The following is a 22016-nucleotide window of genomic DNA, read 5'->3' as shown; positions in this document are numbered from 1 at the left end:
ATGAAGATCATTTTTGGGGATTGCGTGCTTATTACGTTTCCCCATTTACAATTGCCGAAAGCCGTTCCTTGATTCGATCGGTGCAAACGCCACCATGATACGTAATGACGGTTTCAATGTCGAAGTTCAGTAATTTACGAAGGGATTCGAGCGCTGTTTCCATGTCGGGTGTGAATTTCGGTTCCGGGCCCAAGAGTACACCGTCCCGTGATGTGAGTGCATCTCCTGAGATCAATGTCTTGCTCTCTATATGATAGAGGCTCACATGATCTGGCGAATGGCCTGGCGTGAAAATGACTTGAACGCCTCCGGCGAAAGGGAGGACATCGCCGTCTTTTAAGGTTACGTCTACTTGTGTAGAGGGGAAAATCCGTCCGCTTTTGACAAGAGGAATTTCCCCAAGAAGGTAAGGCTTGGCTAATTCGTGAGCAAGCACGTCAAGCCGATTTTCGCCAGCAGATAGAAGTTCAGGCAAGCCGCCGATATGATCCATATCTTGGTGAGTAATGATCACTTTCGTCAGTTTCTCGAATGGGATGGATGCTGCTGCGAGTGCATCCCGGATGACTTGTAGTTGACCGGGGAGCCCCGCATCTACAAGTATGCAATTATGCTCGTCCCACAGCAGTGATGCGTGAGCCACGAATGGGTTGCCTCCTGCATTCATTTCCAATAGTAAGGGTTTAATTCCTGTTTTCGCTGGCATTTACCTACACCGCCTTTTAAATATTCATTTCGCATGCTTATTTTATTGTAAAGCGTGGGCTTGGGAAGTTCAAACTTATAAACTTCGATATTCGATCGAAGCGTATAGCTTAAGCTAAGTTCATGGAATTTCCAATATATAGTAAAAGTGTGATATAGTGAAATTGAGATGATTGTTCCATATTTAACGGAACGTTTTGGTAATCGGAGGGATTTGATGAAACTTGCTTAAGCCCTGGTTCTGCGTGCAGATGCCCAAAGGAAAGTAGCTCAATTAAAGCAAAGATTAGAGAGAGTCGTCAAAGTTCAAGAAGGAGAGCAACCAGCAGAAGAGCCAACTTACCTTTTTGGAGAAATCAATAGTACGATCGAAGAATTAACAAGTTGGGTGAAAAAGATCAACAAGACGAATGCACTAAGCCCTTTTGATGCAAATTGGAGCATAGCTGATGCACTTGCTGAGCGTGATCAACTCATGATTTGTTGATAATGGTGAGGGTGGGTACGGGGACTTGAATGATCAATCATTTTTTCGTTCAATCATTTCACTTCGAACAATGGTTTTTACAAGGTCACACGTCATATCAGATCTAAAATCATGAATGTATTGCTTTGCTGTCTCCTCATCTAAACCTAGCATAATGGTGAAATAAACATGCATGTGCTCATAGAGCGAAGCATAATGATCAAGGGTTGTGGGGTTCTCGGATACATATTTTCTGTGTTGATTAACATATTGTTCGGTTACATGGTTCAACGACATTTCCTCCAGTGGTTTGTGAACATAATCTAACACATTTTTATTAGAAAATCTGTTCTTTACAAAAAATTATAAGTACACGAGAGTTAAGTAAAGAAAAGTGCCTCCAATTGCTTTGCAAGCGCTTACTATTTCTATTTATTATATTAAGATTGTAAAGATATTTCTCATCATATTTTATTCATTCTACTTCATATCTTGCATTTTTTATAATGCATTTAACCGAATGCCGTTCGCGACGAATTGGATTGCTGCTGCCGAGGTTTAACAGCGTCTCACGCGCTGAGGCTGGATGGAGATTGGAATTTCTATCCGCAATCTCTTGCATCCAACAAATAACGCTCAGGGGGGATGGATAGGGAGTTATGTATTTCCCTCTCATCTACTATGTGATACAATATAGCTATTCAACTACAATGCATGACCTATTAGGGAGGCGTCGTGAGCGACAGATCACAATTGTTAAAAGGTATTCTGGAGGGATGTATACTGAAGGTGATTCACGACCACTTAACCTATGGTTATGAGATCGTGGAAAAGCTCAGGGACTATGGCTTCAACGATGCCTGTGAAGGAACGGTGTATCCACTGCTGCTGCGCTTGGAGAAGAATGGGCAGCTCATCGCCAGCAAGAAAGCTTCTCCGCTGGGGCCGATGCGCAAGTATTATTCTTTAACCGATGTAGGTTTGCAAGAACTGACCCTGTTCCGGCACAATTGGGCGGTGGTTGCCCGCAACGTTGATAACATTCTGCAAGATAACCTGGGAGGGATAGGGAATGAATCGATCCATTCGGGCAACGTTCAAAAGAAATAATGAGTTGGGACAGCAACTGCGGCTCGCTTATAGACATGTTTACACCGACATCGTGACCAATCTGAGGACGGGCACACTAGAGGAATCGGAGACTGAAGAGGCTATCGAAGACGTGCTGGACTTGCTGTTATGCGCTCAGGAACGCGGGGAGACCGTAGAGCGTGTTTTTGGTGGCAAGGATGTGAAGCAATTTTGTGCTGAAATTGTTGCCTCTTCAAGGCCTAGGCTGTTCACTTGGAACAAAGCGCTTGGACAACTGAAACTATTTATTATGTGTGCGGGCTTGCTGTGGGCCATCGAAATGATAGGCGGCATGATGAGTTGGTTGATCAGAGGGATCCCCTTGTCATGGGACTATTCATTTACGTGGGGGACGATTCTAAAATATGTCGCTTGCTATTTGCTTTGTATGGCGACACTCCGTTATATCGGCAGGGAAGTAAAATCGACGAAGATCACGATGCGCAACCGCATTATCGTCGCTTCGTTATTTCTGGTCAATCTGGCCATCCTTGTATCCGTTACCTTTTGGGTCTCGCCAATACCGATCTTGACACTGAACAGTGCAGTGATTGCTCTTGGATTCGTTGTTGCATACTTTCTATTCGCACGAATCCAGCAGAGCATTGCTCGTCGCGAATAAAGCTTCGAACAGCTTGAAAATTTGCTTTCGGAACGATGATAATAATTATCATTATTGGTTACAATGTACATAGAGGCACAAAAGAAGAGGCCGTAAGGCCTCTTCTTTGTCACCAATATTCAGATCAGCTCGAGACATTCGAATTAAACGTTCGTCAGTGCTTCAGCTTAGCTCAGGCTTTCAATTCAGACGATCTGCATGCCATCACTTTAGATCTAAACTTTCGATTCAAACGTTTTGCAATCTGTTTCTTCGGAATTGCGTGCTTGATTACTGCCGTGGTGGCTCACGATAGCAATTGAGGCCGCATTGCATTTGTTGCCGCTCGCCCAATATTTGCAGGAATTGACTTCGCATAACACATCTTTTGCCATGTTTTCTTCACCTCCTTTACTTCATAGGGTGGGCGAAGAAGGCATGGTTTTATACATGTCATTGGAAAGAAATGTTTTCGCTTGCCATAAAGACACCTCCGCGATAAACCACATATACATGAAGTAGGTAAATAAGCTTCAAGGAGTGATGGGTTATGGCGGAGGAGGAGCTCCAAACCTGTGTTAGGTGCGGCTTTGTTGCCGACAAAGAGGAAAAGTACTGTATTAAATGCGGTGCGCCGCTTAAGAATAGGTGCACAAAGAAAAAGACGCCGCTGCACGGTGGTTGTGGCAAGATCAATAAACGAGATGCCAAATATTGTTCGGATTGCGGTACGGAAACCTTATTTTCAGATATGGGGCTGCTCTGAATGAGAGCAGTCCTTTCCATATCTTTTATGGCTTATTTGAAGCCATTGAATTCACTTGCATCATTTGGCTTGTAAAATTGTTTTCCATAAATCCGCCGAATCGTACCCTAGGCGCCAAGCGGCTACGCCGACAATATCGTACTTTTTCGCCATATCCATTCGTGCTTTGACCGTCGCTTCATTCTCTAGCCAGAATACGTAGGTAAAGCCATCTTCTTGATATTCGACACGATACTGCTCGAAGGTTTTGTCCCACGTTTGTGTGGTTTTCTTGGCCGCAATAAGGGCTGGAATATCTTTGAGCAGCACAGTGCGATTACTTTGCAGGGCGCCGCTTGCGTCAAGTTTCCATTCTCTTACATAGTAAGGGATGCCCAGGATGATTTTGTCGCGTGGTATGCCATACGACAGGAACTCTTGGATACCGCCGTCTGTCCATGGCAGACCGGCAACAGAGCCAGCGGAGGTGCTGCCGCGATAAAACTGATCGTAGGCCATAATAACGATATAGTCGACTAGACCGCCGAGCTTCTCGTGATCGAATGCAGACAGATGGTTCCATTTGACGCTGCCGCGAGGCAGATCGATGGATATTTTCACATTTTTCTCATGGGCATAAGCCGTTAATTTCGTTATGAAGGCCGTAAACGCGTTGCGATCGGAACCCGATAAGCTTTCGAAATCGATATTCAAACCAGGAACGCCGAGCTGTACCGCACGATTGATCAAGTTATGTACAAATGTATCTTGAGCGCTTGGATTGGCGAGAAATTTGGTTGTTAAGCCGGCATCGAATTGATTGCTTACTAACGGATAGACGGTGAAACCTTGCTTTTGCAGCCAAGCTACCGTATCCGGGCTGGAGTTGTCTTTCAAATTTCCATCCGCATCGGACAGTTCAAAATAGCTCGGGGAATCGACATCGAGCCCCAGTGTTTGATTGACATGCGTTTTAATCGTATCTGCGCCAGCCATACCGTTCCAACCCCATACTTGCAGCTTTTTAAAATTATCCCAAAGCGTGCGGCGCTCCAGCGTCTGGATGGAGGCATTGCTGTACTGTACGCTGTAGTTTAAAGCGTCCGGAATCGTCTGGAATTCACCGATAAGAGCGTCATTTTGATACACTTGGTAAGAAGCATAGTTGTTCCAAATTTTACGGCCTTCCATGAAGATAGAGCTGTGTCCCCATAGACGCGCATAATCCACTGCATCGTTCAACGATGTAAAGTCTTGCAAGAATGAATCATTCTGGAACACTTTAAAGGGTTTGCTGTTGCTGTACACGGTGTTTTTGGTGTTCATATGGATGATCGTTGAGTTGCCCCATTTCAGCGCTTCGGCAATTGCGTCCTCCAGATAGGCAAACGTCCAGTTATCCGCCGAGAATGTACCTTGATAGACTTTATAGACGGGCGTGCCTTCGCGGATTGTTTGTTTTTCTTCAGGGGAGGTGTTGTCCCAAACCCATTTATTGCTGCTTAAATCGATGACGTGGGCGCCGCCCCATTTTTTCGCTTCGACGATAGCCTCATTCATTGTTGCAAATTTCCAACTGTCTAGTGTGATTTCGCCTTGGTAGACCTGGAACCTTGGGTAATTGTTCCACACCCAGCCGGTCGACTGCAGATCACGCACACTGGCGTAGGTCCATTTCTTCGCTTCGGCAATAGCGGCATCCAGGCTGTCGAATTGCCACTCCGGCAAAGAGGTGTCTAATTGAAATACCTGATAGCGCGGGAGATTGTTCCACACCCATTTGCGAGAGCCAATTTCTTCTATGTGGCTGTTCGTGTAACCTTTGGCAAAGGATTCGGCTTGTTTGTAACCAGCGAATTCCATGAGCACTTGATTATATTGATAAACGCGATATTTCGTCGTTTTGTCCGCAACTGCCTGAGCTGAAGCCGCTGCGCTTACGGATTGAGGAACCGCAATTGCAAGCAATAAAGTACTAGAGAGCATCCACTTTCCTATTTTCATTTTTCACGCCTCTTTCTGCTAGTCTACTTAATTGGACGTAGGGATTGATAGATTGGTTGCGCTGGAAAATGATGTAGCTTACGATGTTGGACGATAAGGCGCATTTCGGGTAACATGGATAGGAAAGACTGTTATCGGATCACACATCAGAGCGAGGGGAACGAAACATGAAGTCATATCCGGAGGCATACACGGATTACTTGCTTTTTTTCCATGGGGAACGTGATTATTTTGAGTGCCACGAAGTGATGGAGGAATTCTGGAAGGAACATCCAGAGGATGCAGCCAGCAGAACGTATGTAGCTCTCATTCAAATTGCTGTTGGCCTCTATCATGACCGGAGGGGAAATCGTTCAGGCGCACTGAAAATGCTGCAAAGCGCGGCCAAAAATGCAGAAGATGAACACATGACTGCTTTCGGACTTCACGCTGAGAAACTGCAAGATCATCTTAAAGAACGCTGTGTAAGCATTCAGTCTAGCGATCATGTATATGAAGATATGAATTTGCCGTTTATCGATCATGAGCTTGAAGAGTGGTGCAGGATCGAATGCGAGAGAAAAGGACTCCACTGGAAAGCCCCGAGCCGCCTTGAAGACGAATCGCTGATACAGAAGCATACGCTTAGGGACCGTTCAGGCGTTATTCGTGAGAGAGCGAGACAGCAGCAGCTTCGTAAAGAGAAGGGGGAGGCCAGATGAGCTCCGAAGGCAAAGTTCTAGTGGTGGATGATGAACCGAATATCGCGGAAGTCGTTCGATTATATTTGGAGCACTCCGATTTTGAGGCAATCCTGCTGCCACGCGGTCAAGATGTGCTTCGTACAATTCAAAGCGAGAAGCCTCAATTGGTGCTTCTCGACATTATGCTGCCGGATATTTCGGGCTACGAATTGTGCGAAAGTATACGAAGGATGGAGCCTCCATTTGACCAAACTCCGATTATTTTCCTAACGGCGAAAGGGGAATCCATTGATAAGCTGAGAGGATTTAACATGGGCGTTGATGATTATTTGGTTAAGCCTTTTGACCCCAATGAACTTATAGCCAGAGTAAAGGCCGTTCTGCGCCGCTCCAGTCAGGCGCGTCCTGAGCAGGTTCATTCACAGTCGCGGAAATGGCTGGAAATCGGCAATATTATCGTGGATATGGAGCAGTACCGGGTTACCGTGGGAGAGAAGCGGGTGGAACTGACCCCGAAGGAAATTGAGCTGTTGTATTTTCTGTGCAGCAATCCGGGCCGTGTGTTTACAAGGGAAGATTTGCTGGGCTACGTGTGGAATTTTGATTTTAGCGGGGGAACTCGCACCGTGGATGCACACGTCAAAAACTTACGCAAAAAGCTGGGACAGCACGAGGAGTGGAATATACAAACCTTATGGGGAATCGGCTATTCCTTTGAGGTGACCCCGCATGGTTAAAAAATGGTTGGTCTTAAAATACCGCAGCCTGTATTTGAAAATATTTTTATCTTTCTTGGCGACCTGTGTCCTTTTTTTTGTTGGGCTTTTCGTATTCTGGAATTACTATTTCACAGATTTGTTTTATAAAGACAAGAAGGAACTGCTGGATAAGCGGTTCGTCGAAGTAACCCGATTACTGAATTCGTTTCAAGATGGCTCGATCTCGACTCGGGAGCTAAAGTATACGATCCGGATTGTAGCGAGAAGCATTAATGGACAAGTCTGGCTTGTCGATGACAACGGCAATTTGCTGAATGGTTCCTCGGAGAGCGAAGGCAGAGCGCTGCCCAAGCCCATGGATGCCATGTTTATCGACGGCCTCCATGGCCGATCCGGATATGGCATGGTCAGCTTTACGACGTCGGATCAACGGTCAGTCAATTTGTTCACTTATCATGCGCCTTATCAGCTGAACGGCCAGCCGATTGTGGTGTTTTTACATTTCCCTGCTGGTGATATCAGCGAGGCGATTGCCGCTGTCCGCTTTAATATTCTCGTCCCGCTCTTATTCTCGCTTCTGGCAGTTGGCGTCATTCTATTCGTTATTTCACGTAAATTGGCGCGTCCGCTGCAGCAGATGAACCGGGCTGCGCTAGAGCTTGCCGGAGGTGATTTTACCACACGAGTTCCCGTTTCTTCGGAGGATGAGGTGGGGCAGCTCGCAGCAAGCTTTAATTTCATGGTCGAGCAGTTGGAAGAATGGGAAGACACGCGCCAGGAATTTTTGACGAATGTCTCTCACGAGCTTCGATCGCCTTTAACGACACTTCGCGGTTTTATCGTTGCGATGAATGATAAGGTGATTCCAGAGGACAAATACGCCCATTATTTGCATATTTGCGACCAGGAGGTTCAGCGGCTGCAAAGGCTGGTAAGCGATTTGCTTGACTTAGCCCGCATTCAGAATGGCGTCGATGTATTCCGCATGAGGCCTGTTGCGCTGCATGAAAAGCTTGAAGAAGTGCTGGAGTTGTTAAAACCGTCAATCGCACAAAAAAATATGCAGCTTCATGTCATTATGCCTCCTAGAGAACACGATCCCCTGCGGGTTTACCTGGATCCTGACCGTTTCGCGCAAATTGTACAAAATCTGATCTATAACGCAATCAAATTCACACCTCCTGGCGGGACACTGACCGTTGCGCTTGAGCAAGCGGATGATGACGCTGTCGTTTACGTTCGGGACACCGGGATGGGCATGTCAGAGAATGAGCTTGCGCGCATATGGGAGCGCTTCTACAAAGCCGATGAGGCAAGAAGCCCTCGCTCAGAGGGAATGACGGGAACGGGTCTTGGTTTGACGATTGTCAAACATTTAGTGAGCGGAATGAAAGGTTCTGTACAGGTTCGCAGTCAATTAGGCCAAGGAACGGAATTCCGCGTAGCATTTCCGCGAATGACGTAGCTATTTACACTTTTTTTACAACTTAAACTCACATTTTTCATGAAGTTCCTGTATCCTGTTCCTGTTGGACAGGATTTTTTTGTTACGGAGGTGCGGGGATGTTGACATGTAAACAAGTTATAGCTGTGACAGTCTTGCTTGTCGGGGGACTCATCAGTGGCTGCAGCTACACCGCCAATAAGCTTGATTCCTCAGCGTCTGTATCTCCTGCTGAAACAATGTCGCAAACGCAACAGGATGCGAGTCCGGCAGACGACGTGCAAAATGGCAAGGAGAGAACGCTTGTCATGATGTTCCACGCTTTGATAAAAATGGATCGACAATCGGGGCTGACGATAACGAATCAGCAAGCGAAAGCTATGCTTCCCTTGGTCCGCAAAAGTATGGAAGAAGGAAGCTTGAATGAGTCGACAAACATGCAGGTCATGAATGTGTTGACAGCAGAACAAAAATCATTCCTGGATGAGCAATCGAAACAGGCAAAAACCCAAGCCGCCCGGAGAGACGGTCATCCGGCTAATGAGATATCGCCTGAAGAGCGAGAGAAGAGGATTGCGGAATTCACCAGAAGAAGAAATCTCGATCAACCTCAAGAAACAGGTAAAACCGATGGAGGCAGCAGGGATAGTTTGCCACCATCAGATAGTAAAAGTGGCGGGAAAAGTGTTGAAAAACAGTTGATTGAATTGTTGGAATCCAAGCGGCCGTAAAGGTGTAATTGTTATTCAAGACCTTCGATGTTGGATCTCTCGACAGAGAAGTTTTCATGTTGAATGTATGTTGTTAACAAAAAGTGAGAGGATGTCCCTCGGTCATTTTAAATGACTTACGGGACACCCTCTTTTTTACGCTTGAATATGGGGTTAGCATGAGACCCGGCAACGAAAGGTCGCTTGCTCAAATGGATTAGAGAACAATTCCCAGGTTAGCGGAACGGGAGTTCGTTAACAAGGGAGAGATGCGAGAAAATGGCGCACAGCAGTATTTATTCAGTACGCTGTTGAATCGGTTTACGCAAACTATTCATTTACGATAGCTTCATAACCATTCGCAAGCAGATCGAGGCGGCCTGTTTCAGGGTCGATGATGAGACCGTGAACGGGCAGGTTTTTCGGAAGCAGCGGGTGGTTCCGGATGATGTTAACGCTTTTCTCGACGCCTTCCTTGGCATGGTTGAATCCGATTAACCAACGGGATAGATCAATGCCGGAGTGACCGAGCGTCTTGATCACATCATCGGAAATGCCGCGATTCTTCACCTTCGAAATGACTTGTTCGGAATTGAGGCCGGTCATCCCGCAATCGTAGTGCCCGATGACGAATACTTCATCGGCATCCAGTTCGTAGACAGCCACGATGATGCTTCGCATAATACTGCCGAAGGGGTGGGAGACAATGGCGCCGGCATTTTTAATAATTTTTGCATCCCCATTATGCAAATTCATTGCTTTCGGAAGCAGTTCGACAAGACGGGTATCCATACAGGTGAGAACGACCATTCGTTTGTCGGGAAATTTGGTTGTCAGGAACTCTTTATACTGTTTCGTTTCTACAAAATTCTTATTGTGGTCAAGTATTTCTGTGATTAAAGACATCACATTCCCTCCATTCATTGGTGTACCGAAGCGAGTAATCTCTCGGCGTGTTTGTCTATCTTTTGTCAATTACGCTCATATGAGCATTGTAAATCTGACTATTGCTCTTTAGTATATAAGATTTATTTCCGGGATGGTAGTCCAGTTTCATGAGCGCTTCGAAAAAAATCTCATCTTTAGGCTTGTATATAAGCTGGAACGGATCAACTTCCGCATGAAGATCGCCGGTTTCCGCTTCCGTCACGATCCAAAGGGTCGGAACGCCATTGACGGAGCATCCACAATCTTCTGTGTCAAAGACTAGCTTCAACATACCTTGCCTGCTTCCCATGAGGGCGGTTATTCGTTCAATAGCTGTATCTGTAAACGTAATTTTCAATGGTGTCATCTCCTTAGCGCATAGTATTTTAATATTGTACCACAAGCCAGCATAAATTTGATTCTGTGTAGGGGACGAAGTATGATGAATAAAGAAACTTTTGGAAGGAGAACTGAGCATGAGTGTGAGTGTACAAGAGAACCAAACAAAGCTTGAGGCTTTTAAAGCGTACGTGCGTAAAATGAAGCAGTACGAGGAGGCGATCGCCCTTATTTATTGGGATATGCGAACCGGTGCTCCGAAAAAAGGGATTGAAACTCGCTCCGAAGTTGTCGGGGAGCTTTCCACGGAAGTGTTCCGAATGTCTACGTCCGATGAGATGGGCGGTTACTTAGCCTATTTATTGCAACCAGATCAGCTGGAGCAGCTCGACGCGGTTTCCCGCAAAATGGTGCTGGAATGCAAAAAGGAATATGACCGCAGTAAAAAAATACCGGCTGAGAAATATCAAGCCTATGTGGTTCTCACTTCGCAAGCTGAATCCGTGTGGGAAGAGGCAAAGCATACATCCGATTGGCCCATGTTCCAGCCGTATTTGGAGAAAATCGTCGCTGCGACCAAAGAATTTATCGAGCTATGGGGCTATGAGGGCAATAAATATAATACATTGCTCGATATGTACGAACCGGGGATGACCGTGGAGAAGCTGGATCAAGTATTCGGTGCGCTGCGGGACAAAGCCGTTCCGCTGCTACAGCGCATTCAGGCGGCGCCGAGTCAGCCGGATCGCTCTTTCTTGGATCAACAATTCGAGATCAGCAAGCAGAAGCAGTTTTCGCTCTCGATTTTGAAGCAAATGCATTATGACTTTGAAGCAGGTCGATTGGACGAAACGGTTCATCCGTTTGCAACAGCGCTCAATCCGGGGGATGTTCGCATTACAACGCGTTATTTGCCTAATGATATTACCTCGGCGTTATTCGGTACGATTCATGAAGGCGGTCACGCCCTGTATGAGCAAAATATTTCGAAAGACTTGGTGGGAACCAATCTGTGCACGGGCACATCAATGGGCATCCATGAATCGCAATCCCGGTTCTGGGAAAATGTGATCGGGCGCAGCAAAGCGTTCTGGAATCGCTATTATGGCGAGCTTCAATCGACATTTGGCGGTCAAATTGATGATGTGGATGTCAATGCCTTTTACCATGCGATCAATCATATTCATCCTTCGTTAATCCGAATTGAGGCGGATGAGCTTACATACAACTTCCATATTATGATTCGATACGAGCTTGAAAAAGGCTTAATCAACGGGACCATCGAGATTGCAGATCTGCCACAAGCCTGGAATGCCAAGTATGAAGAATATTTGGGCGTTGTTCCAGCGAACGATGGTGAAGGTGTGCTCCAAGATGTCCATTGGTCGGGCGGTGCGTTCGGTTACTTCCCTTCGTACTCCCTCGGCAATATGTATGCGGCTCAATTTACGCATACGCTGCGTAAGGAGCTTCCGGATTTTGATCGTCTGATCGAGACGGGGAACTTAGTTCCTATTAAGGAATGGCTTTCCGATAAAATTTATCAATACGGGAAATTGCTGACGCCGAATGAAATCGTCAAACAGGTGACAGGCGAAGAACTGAACCCGGAATACTTGGTTCAATATTTGGAAGAGAAGTACTCGGAGATTTACGGAATTTAAATGGAGTCACGGTGTGAAAAAAGCAGTGCGTGAAGTCGGCAGAAAGTCGTCTGAGCGCACTGTTTGTTTAATAAATGTTTAAATCCTTATAGAACTAAAGCGTTAAGGATATCCATTCTAACACGCCAGAAAGCATATGTCGTCAGGTATGTGTGTGACGAGCACGCAGAGCGGAGAGATTCCGCACGCGCATCGTGTGGTACGCGCATTTGACAGGATGGACTAAAAGATCCGGGAGTGCCACAGCGGTTTGGAGCATCGGAAAACCACTTCGATCTGCGATAGATCGTCTTTTTGCACGGGTGAGCGGAACGTAGGTACGCTATGAGGCGGTATTTTCGGCTGTAGGGACGATTCGCGGAACTACAGTGCGTTATGAGCAGGAAATGCTGGGTTTCAGGCACGTTTTCGCTCATTTAACGTACCCTAGTTCCTCCTCAGGGGGAGAAAAGGGACATGAACGTGGAATAAGGCATCGTAGTTCCGCCGATATCGCTGTGCATGGGGTTACAGAAAGAAAGTGAGGAGATTGTCTATGAACACAGCACAACGATTAGGTTATAGCGATAAGGATAAATTATTGATTATCAATGCGGATGATTTCGGCATGTGCCATGCCACGAATGCAGGGGTACAACAGCTGCTGGTTGAAGAATTTATTTCCTCAACGACGGTTATGATGCCATGCGCATGGTCAAAAGAAGCAGCGGTATGGAGTGCAGCCCATCCCGCTTATAATGTGGGCGTTCATTTAACGTTCACTAGCGAATGGAAGAACTTCAAATGGGGACCTGTTACCCGCAATGCAAATACGGATTCCTTGCTTACAGATGAAGGCTATTTTCCACCTGACTGCTTAACGTTCGAACAACAGGCAGATATCGGGCAAGTGAAAGCGGAGATAATTCAGCAAATCGAATCCGCCAAAAGATTGGGGGTAGACCCGACGCATCTCGATAATCATATGGGCAGCCTCTACGGTTTGCGGACAGGACGCGACTTCTTAGAAATCGTGATCGATATTTGTGCGGAGTACGGACTGCCGCTGCGAATGCCTAGACACGTACCCGGGCAAGCTATCTCCTCTGAGATAGCCCAGATCGCTGCTCAACGTGCCGAATTGGCTGACCGGAAGGGTGTTGTTATTATCGATTATTTAGTCGATTGGCCATATGCTCCTGCAACTGCCGGCACGTACGAAGAGGCTAAGATTAGATTGACAGATGCGCTTAGAGGGATTCAACCGGGTTTGTCGGAGCTGATTATGCACCCTTCGTTCGTGACAGATGAGTTGAAGGCGATAACTCCCCATTACGAATGGCGCGGAACTGAATTCGCGTTACTCCGTGATCCGGATTTACGTAAAATTGTTGCAGATGAGCACATTCACGTGATACGCTGGTCTGATTTAAGACAATTGCAGCGCCAATAGCAGCAAGGAGAAGAAACAGGAACGAGAATGGAGCGTGATGATGTGATGCCAACAATCAGCGCCCGCAACAGCATCGCATTTAGTATGGGGAGTGTATCGGTTAGTTTATTGTCGCAATCCTTCGCTACGTATATCGTGTTTTATTATGTCGATGTGCTGGGCGTAAGGCCATCTTTAATTAGCTTGGCGATGGTAATCCATGGTATTTTCAGCGCGTTTTTGAATCCGCTGATCGGGCACATGTCGGACCTTACAAGAAGCAGATGGGGCAGGCGCATTCCCTATATGCTCTTTGGGATCGCCCCTTTAGCGGCAGCGTTTACACTCATCTGGTTTCCATTTGTAAGCGGGAGTGCTTTGTTCTGGTACTTCCTAAGTATGGTTCTCATTTACGATATCTTATTTATCGTCGTAGTGCTCAACTATTCGGCGCTGTTTCCGGAAATGTTCGTTACGATGGAGGAACGTACTTCGGTTTCTTCGTGGCGGCAAATGTTTGGAATCATCGGGATGATTGCAGGTGTGGCTATCCCACCACTGTTGTACAGTCAATTGGGTTGGGGAACCATGGGCTTGATTTTTGGGGGAATGGGATTTCTGTTTTTTGTCGTGATGCTGCGGGGCAGCAAGGAACGGGAGTATAAAGACACTGAAACCATCGGCTTCGTACAGGCTATCCGATTTACTTTTACGAATAAATCATTTCTCACCTATGTAGTCGGAAGTTTTTTTGTTCAGTTTACCTTTGCGCTGCTGCCTGCCGGCATCCCTTTTTTCACGAAATACGCGCTGCATGCGGCGGAAAGCGTTAACACGATTTTGCTCGGAGCTATCTTCGTAACGGCTATTCCTCTTGTCTATCTGTGGGGAAAGTGGGCTAGGAGGTTCGGACCGCGAAAGACCATGCTGGCAGCCGTCATTGCGTACGCTTTGGCATTAAGTCCTTTTTTTATCGTTACAAGTATAGCAAGCGCTGTCATAGCGGCAGTGGCCATCGGCCTTAGTTTGGCAGGCTTGATGGTGCTGCTGGAGGTCATGCTTTCGGAGGTTATTGATGAAGACGAGCGCCGGACTGGCTTGCGCCGTGAAGGCATGTACTTCGGCATGAACGGGTTTATCGTAAAATGGGGCGTATCGCTGCAGGCCGTTATCATGGGTGTTATACTGGAGTCCTCCGGCTATACTGCGAATGCGGCAACGCAGCCAGATTCTGCTGTTTTCGGCGTTCGGCTTATGCTGAGCGGCATTCCAATTGTTGCGCTTCTGTTGGCCTTTTTTTGCTTTTATTTGTATCCGCTGCGGAGTGCAGACCGGTCAACAACGAAGTAGTACGAGATTTGCAAGGCGGATAGGAATGGGGATGAGCAGGTATTTTTGGTAAAATCGGAATTTTAATCGTATCAGCTATGACGCTAATGGTTTCCGCTGATCAAGTGGGTTCCAGCCTTGGTTCTTTCCATGAAACTGAGGGGGAAATCCTCATGTCTACAAAGGCTGATTTGACCGGTACGGGTAAGGAGTCTACGATTTCGCTCGTTGTACTGCCTCAAAAGCCTAATCAAGATTATGAAGGTTATGTAAGAATTGGAGACGAACACCAAAAGATTTCTCAAGTGTTCACGGTCAAAGGATACAACATTCTGAATCCCGTCCAAATTCATGTGGTTGATGTGACGAATGACGGGAAACCGGACATTATTTTGGAGACAGATGAGCTGGCGAACGGCGGGTTGGGCGCGCATGATCTTCATATGTATATCCAAGAGCAGAATGGCAGGTTCATAGAGCAATTTATACCGGATGATGGAGATACGGAGAGTCGGTTTTCAGCAGCATATCGTCCTTCTACTCGTGAATTTACAGTGTCGAATATGGAAGATAACCGAACATGGCGCATCCAAATATCCGAAAAGTTTGCCGGGCAGCTTGAAGCTGACCGATTAGATGAAATGAGTGAGAATCGGGTTCATGTGGATCCGATATCATCGATCGATCTGATGAATAACAAACTTGCGACGAAAAGATACGTATGGTTTGGAAGGCTGCAATTAAATGGGCTGGCTGTCCTGGAAACCGAATATGTATGTACGAATGGGAATTGGCGAATGAAACAATATCATTTGCAATCTGTGGAAAGCATGACGAAGGTAGCGGAAACCGAATAGATGAAGACAAGAAACCGTTTTGCACACCATTCGTGTGCAGAATGGTTTTTTTGCTGTCTATTGTAGTCGAGCGTTAACCGATTTCTGGGCTCCTGCATACGATACAGTACTTACTTAATGGAGGGAAGTCTATGAACATAAGGAAAAATTGGGCATTTGCGCTTTCCGCTGTTCTGCTGCTTAGCGTGATTCTTTTCGCATGCGGCACGAAAACAGAGGAAACGACGAAGGTGCGCATTGGCGAAGTGACGCGATCTATATTTTATGCGCCTCAATACGTGGCATTATCGCAAGGATTTTTTAAGGATGAAGGTTTGGATGTGGAGTTGACCACAACGCCTGGCGGAGATAAGACGATGACAGCTTTGCTGTCGAATGGGATTGATGTCGCGTTGGTCGGATCGGAGACGTCCATCTATGTGTCTCAACAGGGTTCGGATGATCCTGTCATTAACTTCGCTCAGCTTACACAAACGGACGGAACTTTTCTCGTAGCGCGCAAAAAAGTCGACAACTTCGACTGGAATTCGTTAAAAGGTTCGGTTTTCTTAGGCCAAAGAAAAGGCGGCATGCCGCAAATGGCCGGCGAGTTCACCTTGAAGAAGCACAATATCAACCCGCAAAAAGATCTCCAGCTCATCCAAAATATTGATTTTGCCAATATTACTTCGGCCTATTCATCCGGAACAGGCGAATACGTTCAACTGTTCGAACCGCAAGCGTCAATTATTGAAAAAGAGGGCAAAGGCTACGTGCTGGCATCCTTTGGTGTAGAGAGCGGTCACCTGCCGTATACCGTCTTCATGACGAAAAAGAGCTTTATGGATAAAAATCCGGGCACAATCCAAAAATTCACAAACGCTGTGCAGCGTGCGCAAAATTGGGTTGCTGCGAAAAGCGTAGATGACATCGCAAACGCAGTGCTTCCTTATTTCAAGGATACCGACCTCAGTATTATCAAAAATGTCGTCAAACGCTATAAAGATCAAGGCTCCTATGCGACTGATCCCATCGTAGATGAAAAAGAATGGAACAATTTGCTCGACGTTATGACGAGCGCCGGCGAACTGAAGGAAAAAGTAGCGTGGAAGAAGCTGGTAGACAACAGTTTTGCCGAGAAGGCCAAAACGAACGCCAAACCATAACGCAACAACTTTGGCAATGGGAGCAAAAAGGAGGTGCGTGTGTGAACGCAGCTGTGACAGTGGATGATGTGACACAAGTGTATGTAACGGAGCAGCGGGCAATGTTAGCCATCCAACATATGAATTTCACTGTTGGGCAAGGTGAGTTCGTCAGTTTGATCGGGCCAAGCGGCTGTGGAAAAACCACTGTCTTGTCCATCATTGCCGGATTGATACGACCTACGGTTGGAACGGTTTCCGTAGCTGGTGATAAAGTGAATGGCCCTTCACCGCGAGTCGGTTACATGCTTCAGCAGGATTATCTGTTTCCCTGGCGAACGATTTTTGATAATGCGGCTATAGGGCTGGAATTGCAGGGGACATTAACAAAAGCAACGAAGCAAGAAGTGCTTCATTTGCTGGAGGAAATGGGGCTCTTGCGTTTTAAAGATTATTATCCTTCTCAATTGTCAGGAGGAATGCGCCAAAGGGTTGCACTTGTTCGCACACTGGCGACAGATCCTGAAATTTTGCTGCTGGATGAACCGTTTTCGGCACTCGATTACCAGACGAAACTTCAACTGGAGGATTTGGTGGTGGAGACGCTTCGCGCAAAGCGGAAAACAGCGCTCCTCGTCACCCATGATATCTCTGAGGCTATAGCGATGAGCGATCGCGTCATTGTATTGGAGCCGAATCCGGGACGGATACGACAGGAGTTTGTCATGCCGGAGGAGATCCGGGTTGAACTCCCGTTCGTGGCGCGTGAGCAGCCAGGGTTTCATGCACTGTTCCGAGCGATATGGCTGGAATTCGGAGGCGATCCCCATGAATGATAAACAAAGGCTTGGGCACTCGCCGAACAGCGCTAGCGATCTTACGCAAGAGGCGCATCGCCAGTTTGTTAAAATCAGAAAAATAGAAACACGTTATGTCCGAGTCGTTCAACTTATCATTCTGCTTGTATTTTTTGCGGTGTGGGAGCTCGCAGGGCGGCTGAAGTGGATCGATGTACTGCTTTTCAGCTATCCGACGAAAGTATTTCAGCTGCTGTGGGATAAAATGCTTGATGGGTCGCTTCTACCTCATGTTGGGGCAACGGTTCTGGAAACGATCATTGGGTTCGCTTTAGGGACCTTGTTCGGCACGGCATTAGCTGTTGTAATTTGGTGGTCGCCTTTCCTATCCAGAGTGCTGGATCCTTATATTGTTGTCTTGAACTCAATGCCCAAAGTGGCGCTGGGACCGCTATTTATCGTGGGCTTAGGTCCCGGACTGCTCTCGATTATTGCGACAACCTTGTCGATAACGGTTATCATAACCACATTGGTTGTCTATGGGAGCTTTAAAGAGGTCGATGCGAATTATGTAAAGGTTGTGAACATTTTTGGCGGCAATAAGCGAAAAGTGTTTCAGAAAGTTATCCTTCCTGCTTCTTTTCCAGCCATTGTCGCAACGTTGAAAGTCAATGTCGGTTTAGCGTGGGTTGGCGTCATTGTAGGCGAATTTCTTGTATCCCAAATTGGTTTAGGGTATTTGATCATTTACGGATTTCAAGTATTTAATTTTACGTTAGTGATTTCTACGCTCATCGTTATTGCGATCGTGGCGACCTTCATGTATCAAGCCGTTTCCTATTTGGAAAAAAGAATGACGAAACATAGGTAATGCTTGCCACAAGCCGTCCAAAATGAAATAATGAGCCCATAGTTAAAACCAGTAAAGAGGTGAAATCGCTATGGGCTTTCGTGTGCTCAAAACCGCCCTTGCGGTCGTCATCGCCATGTATCTCGCACATGTTTTAGGGATTAAATCACCTGCAGCTGCAGGGCTTTTGGCGATTCTAGGCATCGAAGTAACGAAGAAAAAAGGAATTGAAAATTCGCTTCATCGGATTGCGGCGTCCGTATTGGCATTATTAGTTGGGTCATTCATGTTTTGGATGTTTGGTTTTCATGCTTGGGTGGTGGGGATTTTTGTCGTTATTGTATTTCCTATATTGCACCGCTTGGGCATCAGTGAAGGTACCGTCACAGGCGCGGTGGTCATGTTTCACCTGTATGCCTACGAAACAGCGGCTCCCTTGGCCGTCTGGAATGAAATTGCACTGCTGCTTATCGGCTTAGGTACGGCTACCTTAATTAATATCGCGTATATGCCAAAGACGAATAAAACAATTGAATGCCACAAAAAGAGGACGGAAGAACTGTTTTCGGTCATTTTCTTGAAAATAGCCCAGCATCTGCGTGACAATTCCATCATCTGGGACGGCAAAGAACTGCTTGAAGTAGGCGAAGAGATCGAGCGAGGAGCGGCGGTTGCGAAAAGGACTGCGGAGAATTCGCTGATCTTCGGAGGCGACCCCTATTGGCGTGTTTATTTTTATATGCGCGGAGAGCAACTCGAATCGATCCATAGAATGATCGGTCTTGTGGCGCAAGTGTACCAGACGCTCCCCCAAGGGGAACTGGTTGCAACTATTTTTGAAGAGTTAAGCGTTTCTGTAAAAGAAGACTATTATTCCGGTGTTGCAGAGAAAGATTTGCAAGAGCTGGATCACAGATATAAAGAGATGCCGCTGCCGGCGAGCAGGCAGGAATTTGAAGTGCGGTCAGCGATATTACAGCTAAATCGGGAGCTTATGCAGTGTTTGACCATTGCCAAAAAGCAGAAAAAACAACGCCCGGGGGCGGGTTGACTCTGACAGATAGAACGTTCTTTTAAAAGTAAATTTGTAGAAAAATAATTGTCACTCTAGACTGGTGTCCTGCATACACTTGTAATGAATGATTGTATGGAGGAGGTTGAAAGGATGTCATTAGATAAAGATTTGCAGAGCAGAGAGATCATTACAAAGGCTGTCTGCGGTAAAGGTCGCAAATTTTCGCATGTAAGTCATACCGTGACTCCGCCCTTTTCTCCGACCAGTATTTTGGGCGCTTGGATCATCAATAACCAATTTGAGTCGATCCAATCCGGAGATGGCGTAGAAGTAGTTGGTACTTATGATATCAACATCTGGTATTCTTACGATCGCAACACCAAAACAGATGTAGCAAAAGAAACCGTTTCTTATGTAGAAATCGTACCTCTCAGTTATCTGGACAAAAAACATAGGCCGACTACTGCCGAAGTATCTGCTGTCGCAACCCAAGAGCCGAACTGTGTGGAAGCCAGTATCTCTTCTAGCGGCGACAGCGTGATTATCCGGGTGGAACGGGAGTTCCAAGTCGAGTTGGTCGCGGAGACGAAAGTCTATGTCCTTGTTAGTCCTTATGGACCAAGCGACTTCGACGACAAACATGTGGATTTCGATGACGGTGGCGACGGAGATTTCGAGGATCTTGACGCCGAGTTACTGGAAGATGATTTGGATTAAGGAACCTTATACTCCAGTCTATGCTGGAGTTATTGGTTCGGCAGAGGGCATATGCCCTCTTTTTTGTTGATTGCGGATAATTGGGCTGATTCAGCTATACATAAAGGAGTATATGTAAGTATGGCGGGCGTGGAGGAGTACGCTAATGGAAACATTCTTATTGCATGGGCAGGAAAAAGAAGCGCTTGAGCTGGCTGGTCTCATTCATATTCCGAACGGCACCAGTTTGCCGAAGGACTGGAAGGGCCAGATTGTCATTCACTGGGGAGCTGCCCATGATGAGCACGCCCAACTGCCAGCCCTACAGCCGTTAAGAGCAATTGTTCGAGCGCAAAAAAGGGCGAAGCGGGAAGCGTTGCTCCAGCTTCATGGTTTGAAGACAATCGCTTCACACCCAGGTCAAGATGACCATGTTGTATTTACACATAAATACAAGGTCGCCGTTTTCCATCTACAGACGCTTGCTGTATATGAGAATAAAGAGCAGCTGGTCGTGGCAGACAAAACGATTCATCAACAAAGGCAAAACCATCGTGAAGCCGTCTATCGGGAAGTTGCGCCGGAACTGGCTAACTTTCACGTGCGCAGAGCGAGCCGCGAAGCTGTCAAAGCGCTTTACGCGCTTGGGCTGGACTACGGGCTCGTTACTCTTGGCGTGCTGCCGAACGGGCACACGCTCGTGTTGGACGCCAATCCCGCTCCTAAGCTGAGCGGGAAGCTTTTACAGCTCTTTGCGCAGGCGATTGACCGCTACGAGGCTGCCCTAGCCAAGGAGCTGCGGCGCAAAGAGCGCGCGATGCTCGGCAGCGATCCCGAGTTTCTGCTGCTCAGCCCGCAGGGCAAAGTCGTTTACGCCGACCGCTTCCTGAAGCGGGACGGCGCCGTTGGCTGCGATGCGATCGTACTCAGCGGGCATCGCCTGATTCTGCCGCTGGCGGAGCTGCGCCCGCAGCCGAGCGCTGACCCGCGCGAATTGGCGAGAAACCTGCTATCAACGATGCAGCTCGCCGCGCGGGCGATCCCTGACGAGAGCCTCGCGTGGCTCTCGGGCGGCATGCCGGTGGGCGGCTACCCACTCGGCGGTCACATCCATTTCAGCCGCTGCTGGCTGAATGGGCATCTCCTGCGCGCGCTCGACAACTACCTCGCGCTGCCTCTGGTTTTGATCGAGGGCGAGACCACGCGCAAGCGCCGTCCCCGGTATGGCTACCTCGGCGACTTCCGCCGGAAGTCGCACGGCGGCTTCGAATACCGGACGCTCCCGAGCTGGATGCAGTCGCCGGAAATTACGCGCGGTGTTTTTGCGCTTGCGTCCCTGATTGCAGATCACTATAGGCTGCTGCCCTGGTTGCCCTTAAGCGAGCCAGACATCCAAGCCGCTTACTATCGCGGCGACAAAATAGGCCTGAAACTGACTGTCGCGAAGCTCTGGCAAGAGTTAGCTAAATTGAAGGCCTACGAGGTCAATGCGCCCATATTGGAGAGGCTTCGCGCCCGCATCGAAACGATGGATCCGTGGGATGAACAGGCGGATATCCGCAAAGCTTGGAAAATTGCACCCTACCATCGCAAAGAAGCTATTGAGCAGCAAATCATGTTATAATAGCGAGAATACGATACTTGTAAATGTTTAGTGGTTTGAGCCTGAGCGGGTAGGCGGAAGTGGCTGGTCGCTTGAGAGGTTGTAGGGGCTGATGAAAACGTCGTGAAGGGCGGCTCGTAAGGCCCGAGAGCGTCCTTACAGACCGAAGAAACCGCGTGCAGCGGTTGCTGGTCAA

The 22016-nt window shown here is 47.3% G+C and carries 23 protein-coding genes; 18 read left to right on the top strand and 5 right to left on the bottom strand.

The window, feature by feature from the left end; all coding sequences use genetic code 11:
• Positions 1–31 precede the first annotated feature (31 nt).
• The gene (locus ABRS97_RS06850) at positions 32–706 is read right to left on the bottom strand and encodes an MBL fold metallo-hydrolase (RefSeq protein WP_367812290.1); all 675 of its coding nucleotides are present in this window, start codon (positions 704–706) and stop codon (positions 32–34) included.
• A gap of 234 nt (positions 707–940) precedes the next feature.
• Here ABRS97_RS06850 and ABRS97_RS06845 point away from each other — a divergent pair, with 234 nt between their 5' ends.
• The 3 genes from ABRS97_RS06845 (at position 941) to ABRS97_RS06835 (ending at position 2924) form a co-directional block, all read left to right on the top strand.
• On the top strand, positions 941–1192 hold the full coding sequence (locus ABRS97_RS06845) for a DIP1984 family protein (RefSeq protein ID WP_367812866.1): 252 nt from the start codon (positions 941–943) through the stop codon (positions 1190–1192).
• A gap of 714 nt (positions 1193–1906) precedes the next feature.
• Positions 1907–2281, top strand: a complete 375-nt coding sequence (locus tag ABRS97_RS06840) for a PadR family transcriptional regulator (RefSeq protein ID WP_367812288.1) — start codon at positions 1907–1909, stop codon at positions 2279–2281.
• Positions 2244–2924 (top strand): DUF1048 domain-containing protein, encoded by a 681-nt coding sequence (locus tag ABRS97_RS06835; RefSeq protein ID WP_367812286.1) that lies wholly within the window; start codon positions 2244–2246, stop codon positions 2922–2924. Before ABRS97_RS06840 ends, ABRS97_RS06835 begins: the two co-directional genes overlap by 38 nt.
• A gap of 215 nt (positions 2925–3139) precedes the next feature.
• On the opposite strand, the gene ABRS97_RS06830 is transcribed toward ABRS97_RS06835, so the two are convergent.
• Entirely contained in the window at positions 3140–3298 is a 159-nt protein-coding gene (locus ABRS97_RS06830) for a DUF1540 domain-containing protein (RefSeq protein WP_367812284.1), read from the bottom strand.
• 155 nt (positions 3299–3453) lie between these two features.
• On the opposite strand from ABRS97_RS06830, the gene ABRS97_RS06825 reads away from it, so the two are divergent.
• Positions 3454–3669, top strand: a complete 216-nt coding sequence (locus ABRS97_RS06825; protein WP_367812282.1) for a zinc ribbon domain-containing protein — start codon at positions 3454–3456, stop codon at positions 3667–3669.
• Between the two features lie 60 nt (positions 3670–3729).
• Here the strand turns inward: ABRS97_RS06825 and ABRS97_RS06820 are convergent, their stop codons facing one another.
• Complete coding sequence (locus ABRS97_RS06820) at positions 3730–5652, bottom strand: glycosyl hydrolase family 18 protein (RefSeq protein ID WP_367812280.1); 1923 nt, start codon at positions 5650–5652, stop codon at positions 3730–3732.
• 167 nt (positions 5653–5819) lie between these two features.
• Between ABRS97_RS06820 and ABRS97_RS06815 the strand changes: the two genes are divergently transcribed.
• From ABRS97_RS06815 to ABRS97_RS06800, 4 genes are all read left to right on the top strand, one after another.
• Positions 5820–6353, top strand: coding sequence for a DUF309 domain-containing protein (locus tag ABRS97_RS06815; protein WP_367812278.1), 534 nt, complete (start codon positions 5820–5822; stop codon positions 6351–6353).
• Positions 6350–7072, top strand: a complete 723-nt coding sequence (locus tag ABRS97_RS06810) for a response regulator transcription factor (RefSeq protein ID WP_367812276.1) — start codon at positions 6350–6352, stop codon at positions 7070–7072. Before ABRS97_RS06815 ends, ABRS97_RS06810 begins: the two co-directional genes overlap by 4 nt.
• On the top strand, positions 7065–8519 hold the full coding sequence (locus tag ABRS97_RS06805) for a sensor histidine kinase (RefSeq protein WP_367812274.1): 1455 nt from the start codon (positions 7065–7067) through the stop codon (positions 8517–8519). Before ABRS97_RS06810 ends, ABRS97_RS06805 begins: the two co-directional genes overlap by 8 nt.
• Before the next feature lie 98 nt (positions 8520–8617).
• A complete protein-coding gene (locus ABRS97_RS06800) occupies positions 8618–9229 on the top strand; it encodes a hypothetical protein (RefSeq protein WP_367812272.1) in 612 nt (203 codons plus the stop codon).
• Between the two features lie 309 nt (positions 9230–9538).
• Here the strand turns inward: ABRS97_RS06800 and ABRS97_RS06795 are convergent, their stop codons facing one another.
• Together ABRS97_RS06795 and ABRS97_RS06790 are read right to left on the bottom strand one after the other, a co-directional pair.
• The gene (locus ABRS97_RS06795; RefSeq protein ID WP_367812270.1) at positions 9539–10114 is read right to left on the bottom strand and encodes a beta-class carbonic anhydrase; all 576 of its coding nucleotides are present in this window, start codon (positions 10112–10114) and stop codon (positions 9539–9541) included.
• A 55-nt stretch (positions 10115–10169) separates the two neighbouring features.
• Complete coding sequence (locus ABRS97_RS06790) at positions 10170–10493, bottom strand: iron-sulfur cluster biosynthesis family protein (RefSeq protein ID WP_367812268.1); 324 nt, start codon at positions 10491–10493, stop codon at positions 10170–10172.
• 118 nt (positions 10494–10611) lie between these two features.
• Between ABRS97_RS06790 and ABRS97_RS06785 the strand changes: the two genes are divergently transcribed.
• The 10 genes from ABRS97_RS06785 (at position 10612) to ABRS97_RS06740 (ending at position 21841) form a co-directional block, all read left to right on the top strand.
• A complete protein-coding gene (locus tag ABRS97_RS06785; RefSeq protein WP_367812266.1) occupies positions 10612–12138 on the top strand; it encodes a carboxypeptidase M32 in 1527 nt (508 codons plus the stop codon).
• Between the two features lie 535 nt (positions 12139–12673).
• On the top strand, positions 12674–13570 hold the full coding sequence (locus tag ABRS97_RS06780) for a polysaccharide deacetylase family protein (RefSeq protein ID WP_367812265.1): 897 nt from the start codon (positions 12674–12676) through the stop codon (positions 13568–13570).
• 45 nt (positions 13571–13615) lie between these two features.
• Positions 13616–14899 carry an MFS transporter gene (locus tag ABRS97_RS06775; protein ID WP_367812263.1) on the top strand — a complete coding sequence of 428 codons (1284 nt, stop codon included), beginning with the start codon at positions 13616–13618 and terminating at the stop codon, positions 14897–14899.
• Between the two features lie 152 nt (positions 14900–15051).
• The gene (locus ABRS97_RS06770; protein ID WP_367812261.1) at positions 15052–15735 is read left to right on the top strand and encodes a hypothetical protein; all 684 of its coding nucleotides are present in this window, start codon (positions 15052–15054) and stop codon (positions 15733–15735) included.
• A 131-nt stretch (positions 15736–15866) separates the two neighbouring features.
• Positions 15867–16880, top strand: a complete 1014-nt coding sequence (locus ABRS97_RS06765; RefSeq protein ID WP_367812259.1) for an ABC transporter substrate-binding protein — start codon at positions 15867–15869, stop codon at positions 16878–16880.
• Between the two features lie 41 nt (positions 16881–16921).
• The gene (locus ABRS97_RS06760; RefSeq protein ID WP_367812257.1) at positions 16922–17695 is read left to right on the top strand and encodes an ABC transporter ATP-binding protein; all 774 of its coding nucleotides are present in this window, start codon (positions 16922–16924) and stop codon (positions 17693–17695) included.
• Complete coding sequence (locus ABRS97_RS06755) at positions 17688–18527, top strand: ABC transporter permease (RefSeq protein WP_367812255.1); 840 nt, start codon at positions 17688–17690, stop codon at positions 18525–18527. The genes ABRS97_RS06760 and ABRS97_RS06755 overlap by 8 nt, the downstream gene beginning before the upstream one ends.
• Positions 18528–18597: 70 nt before the next feature.
• On the top strand, positions 18598–19557 hold the full coding sequence (locus ABRS97_RS06750) for an aromatic acid exporter family protein (protein ID WP_367812254.1): 960 nt from the start codon (positions 18598–18600) through the stop codon (positions 19555–19557).
• 114 nt (positions 19558–19671) lie between these two features.
• The gene (cotE, locus tag ABRS97_RS06745; RefSeq protein WP_367812252.1) at positions 19672–20238 is read left to right on the top strand and encodes an outer spore coat protein CotE; all 567 of its coding nucleotides are present in this window, start codon (positions 19672–19674) and stop codon (positions 20236–20238) included.
• A gap of 145 nt (positions 20239–20383) precedes the next feature.
• A complete protein-coding gene (locus ABRS97_RS06740) occupies positions 20384–21841 on the top strand; it encodes a putative amidoligase domain-containing protein (protein ID WP_367812251.1) in 1458 nt (485 codons plus the stop codon).
• The last annotated feature ends 175 nt before the right edge of the window (positions 21842–22016 follow it).

It is taken from the genome of Paenibacillus tabacirhizosphaerae, from assembly GCF_040812395.1.
In the GTDB taxonomy this organism is placed as follows: Bacteria; Bacillota; Bacilli; order Paenibacillales; family NBRC-103111; genus Paenibacillus_E.
Note: the sequence above shows the minus strand (reverse complement) of the source record. Positions and strands in the feature narration are given on the sequence as shown.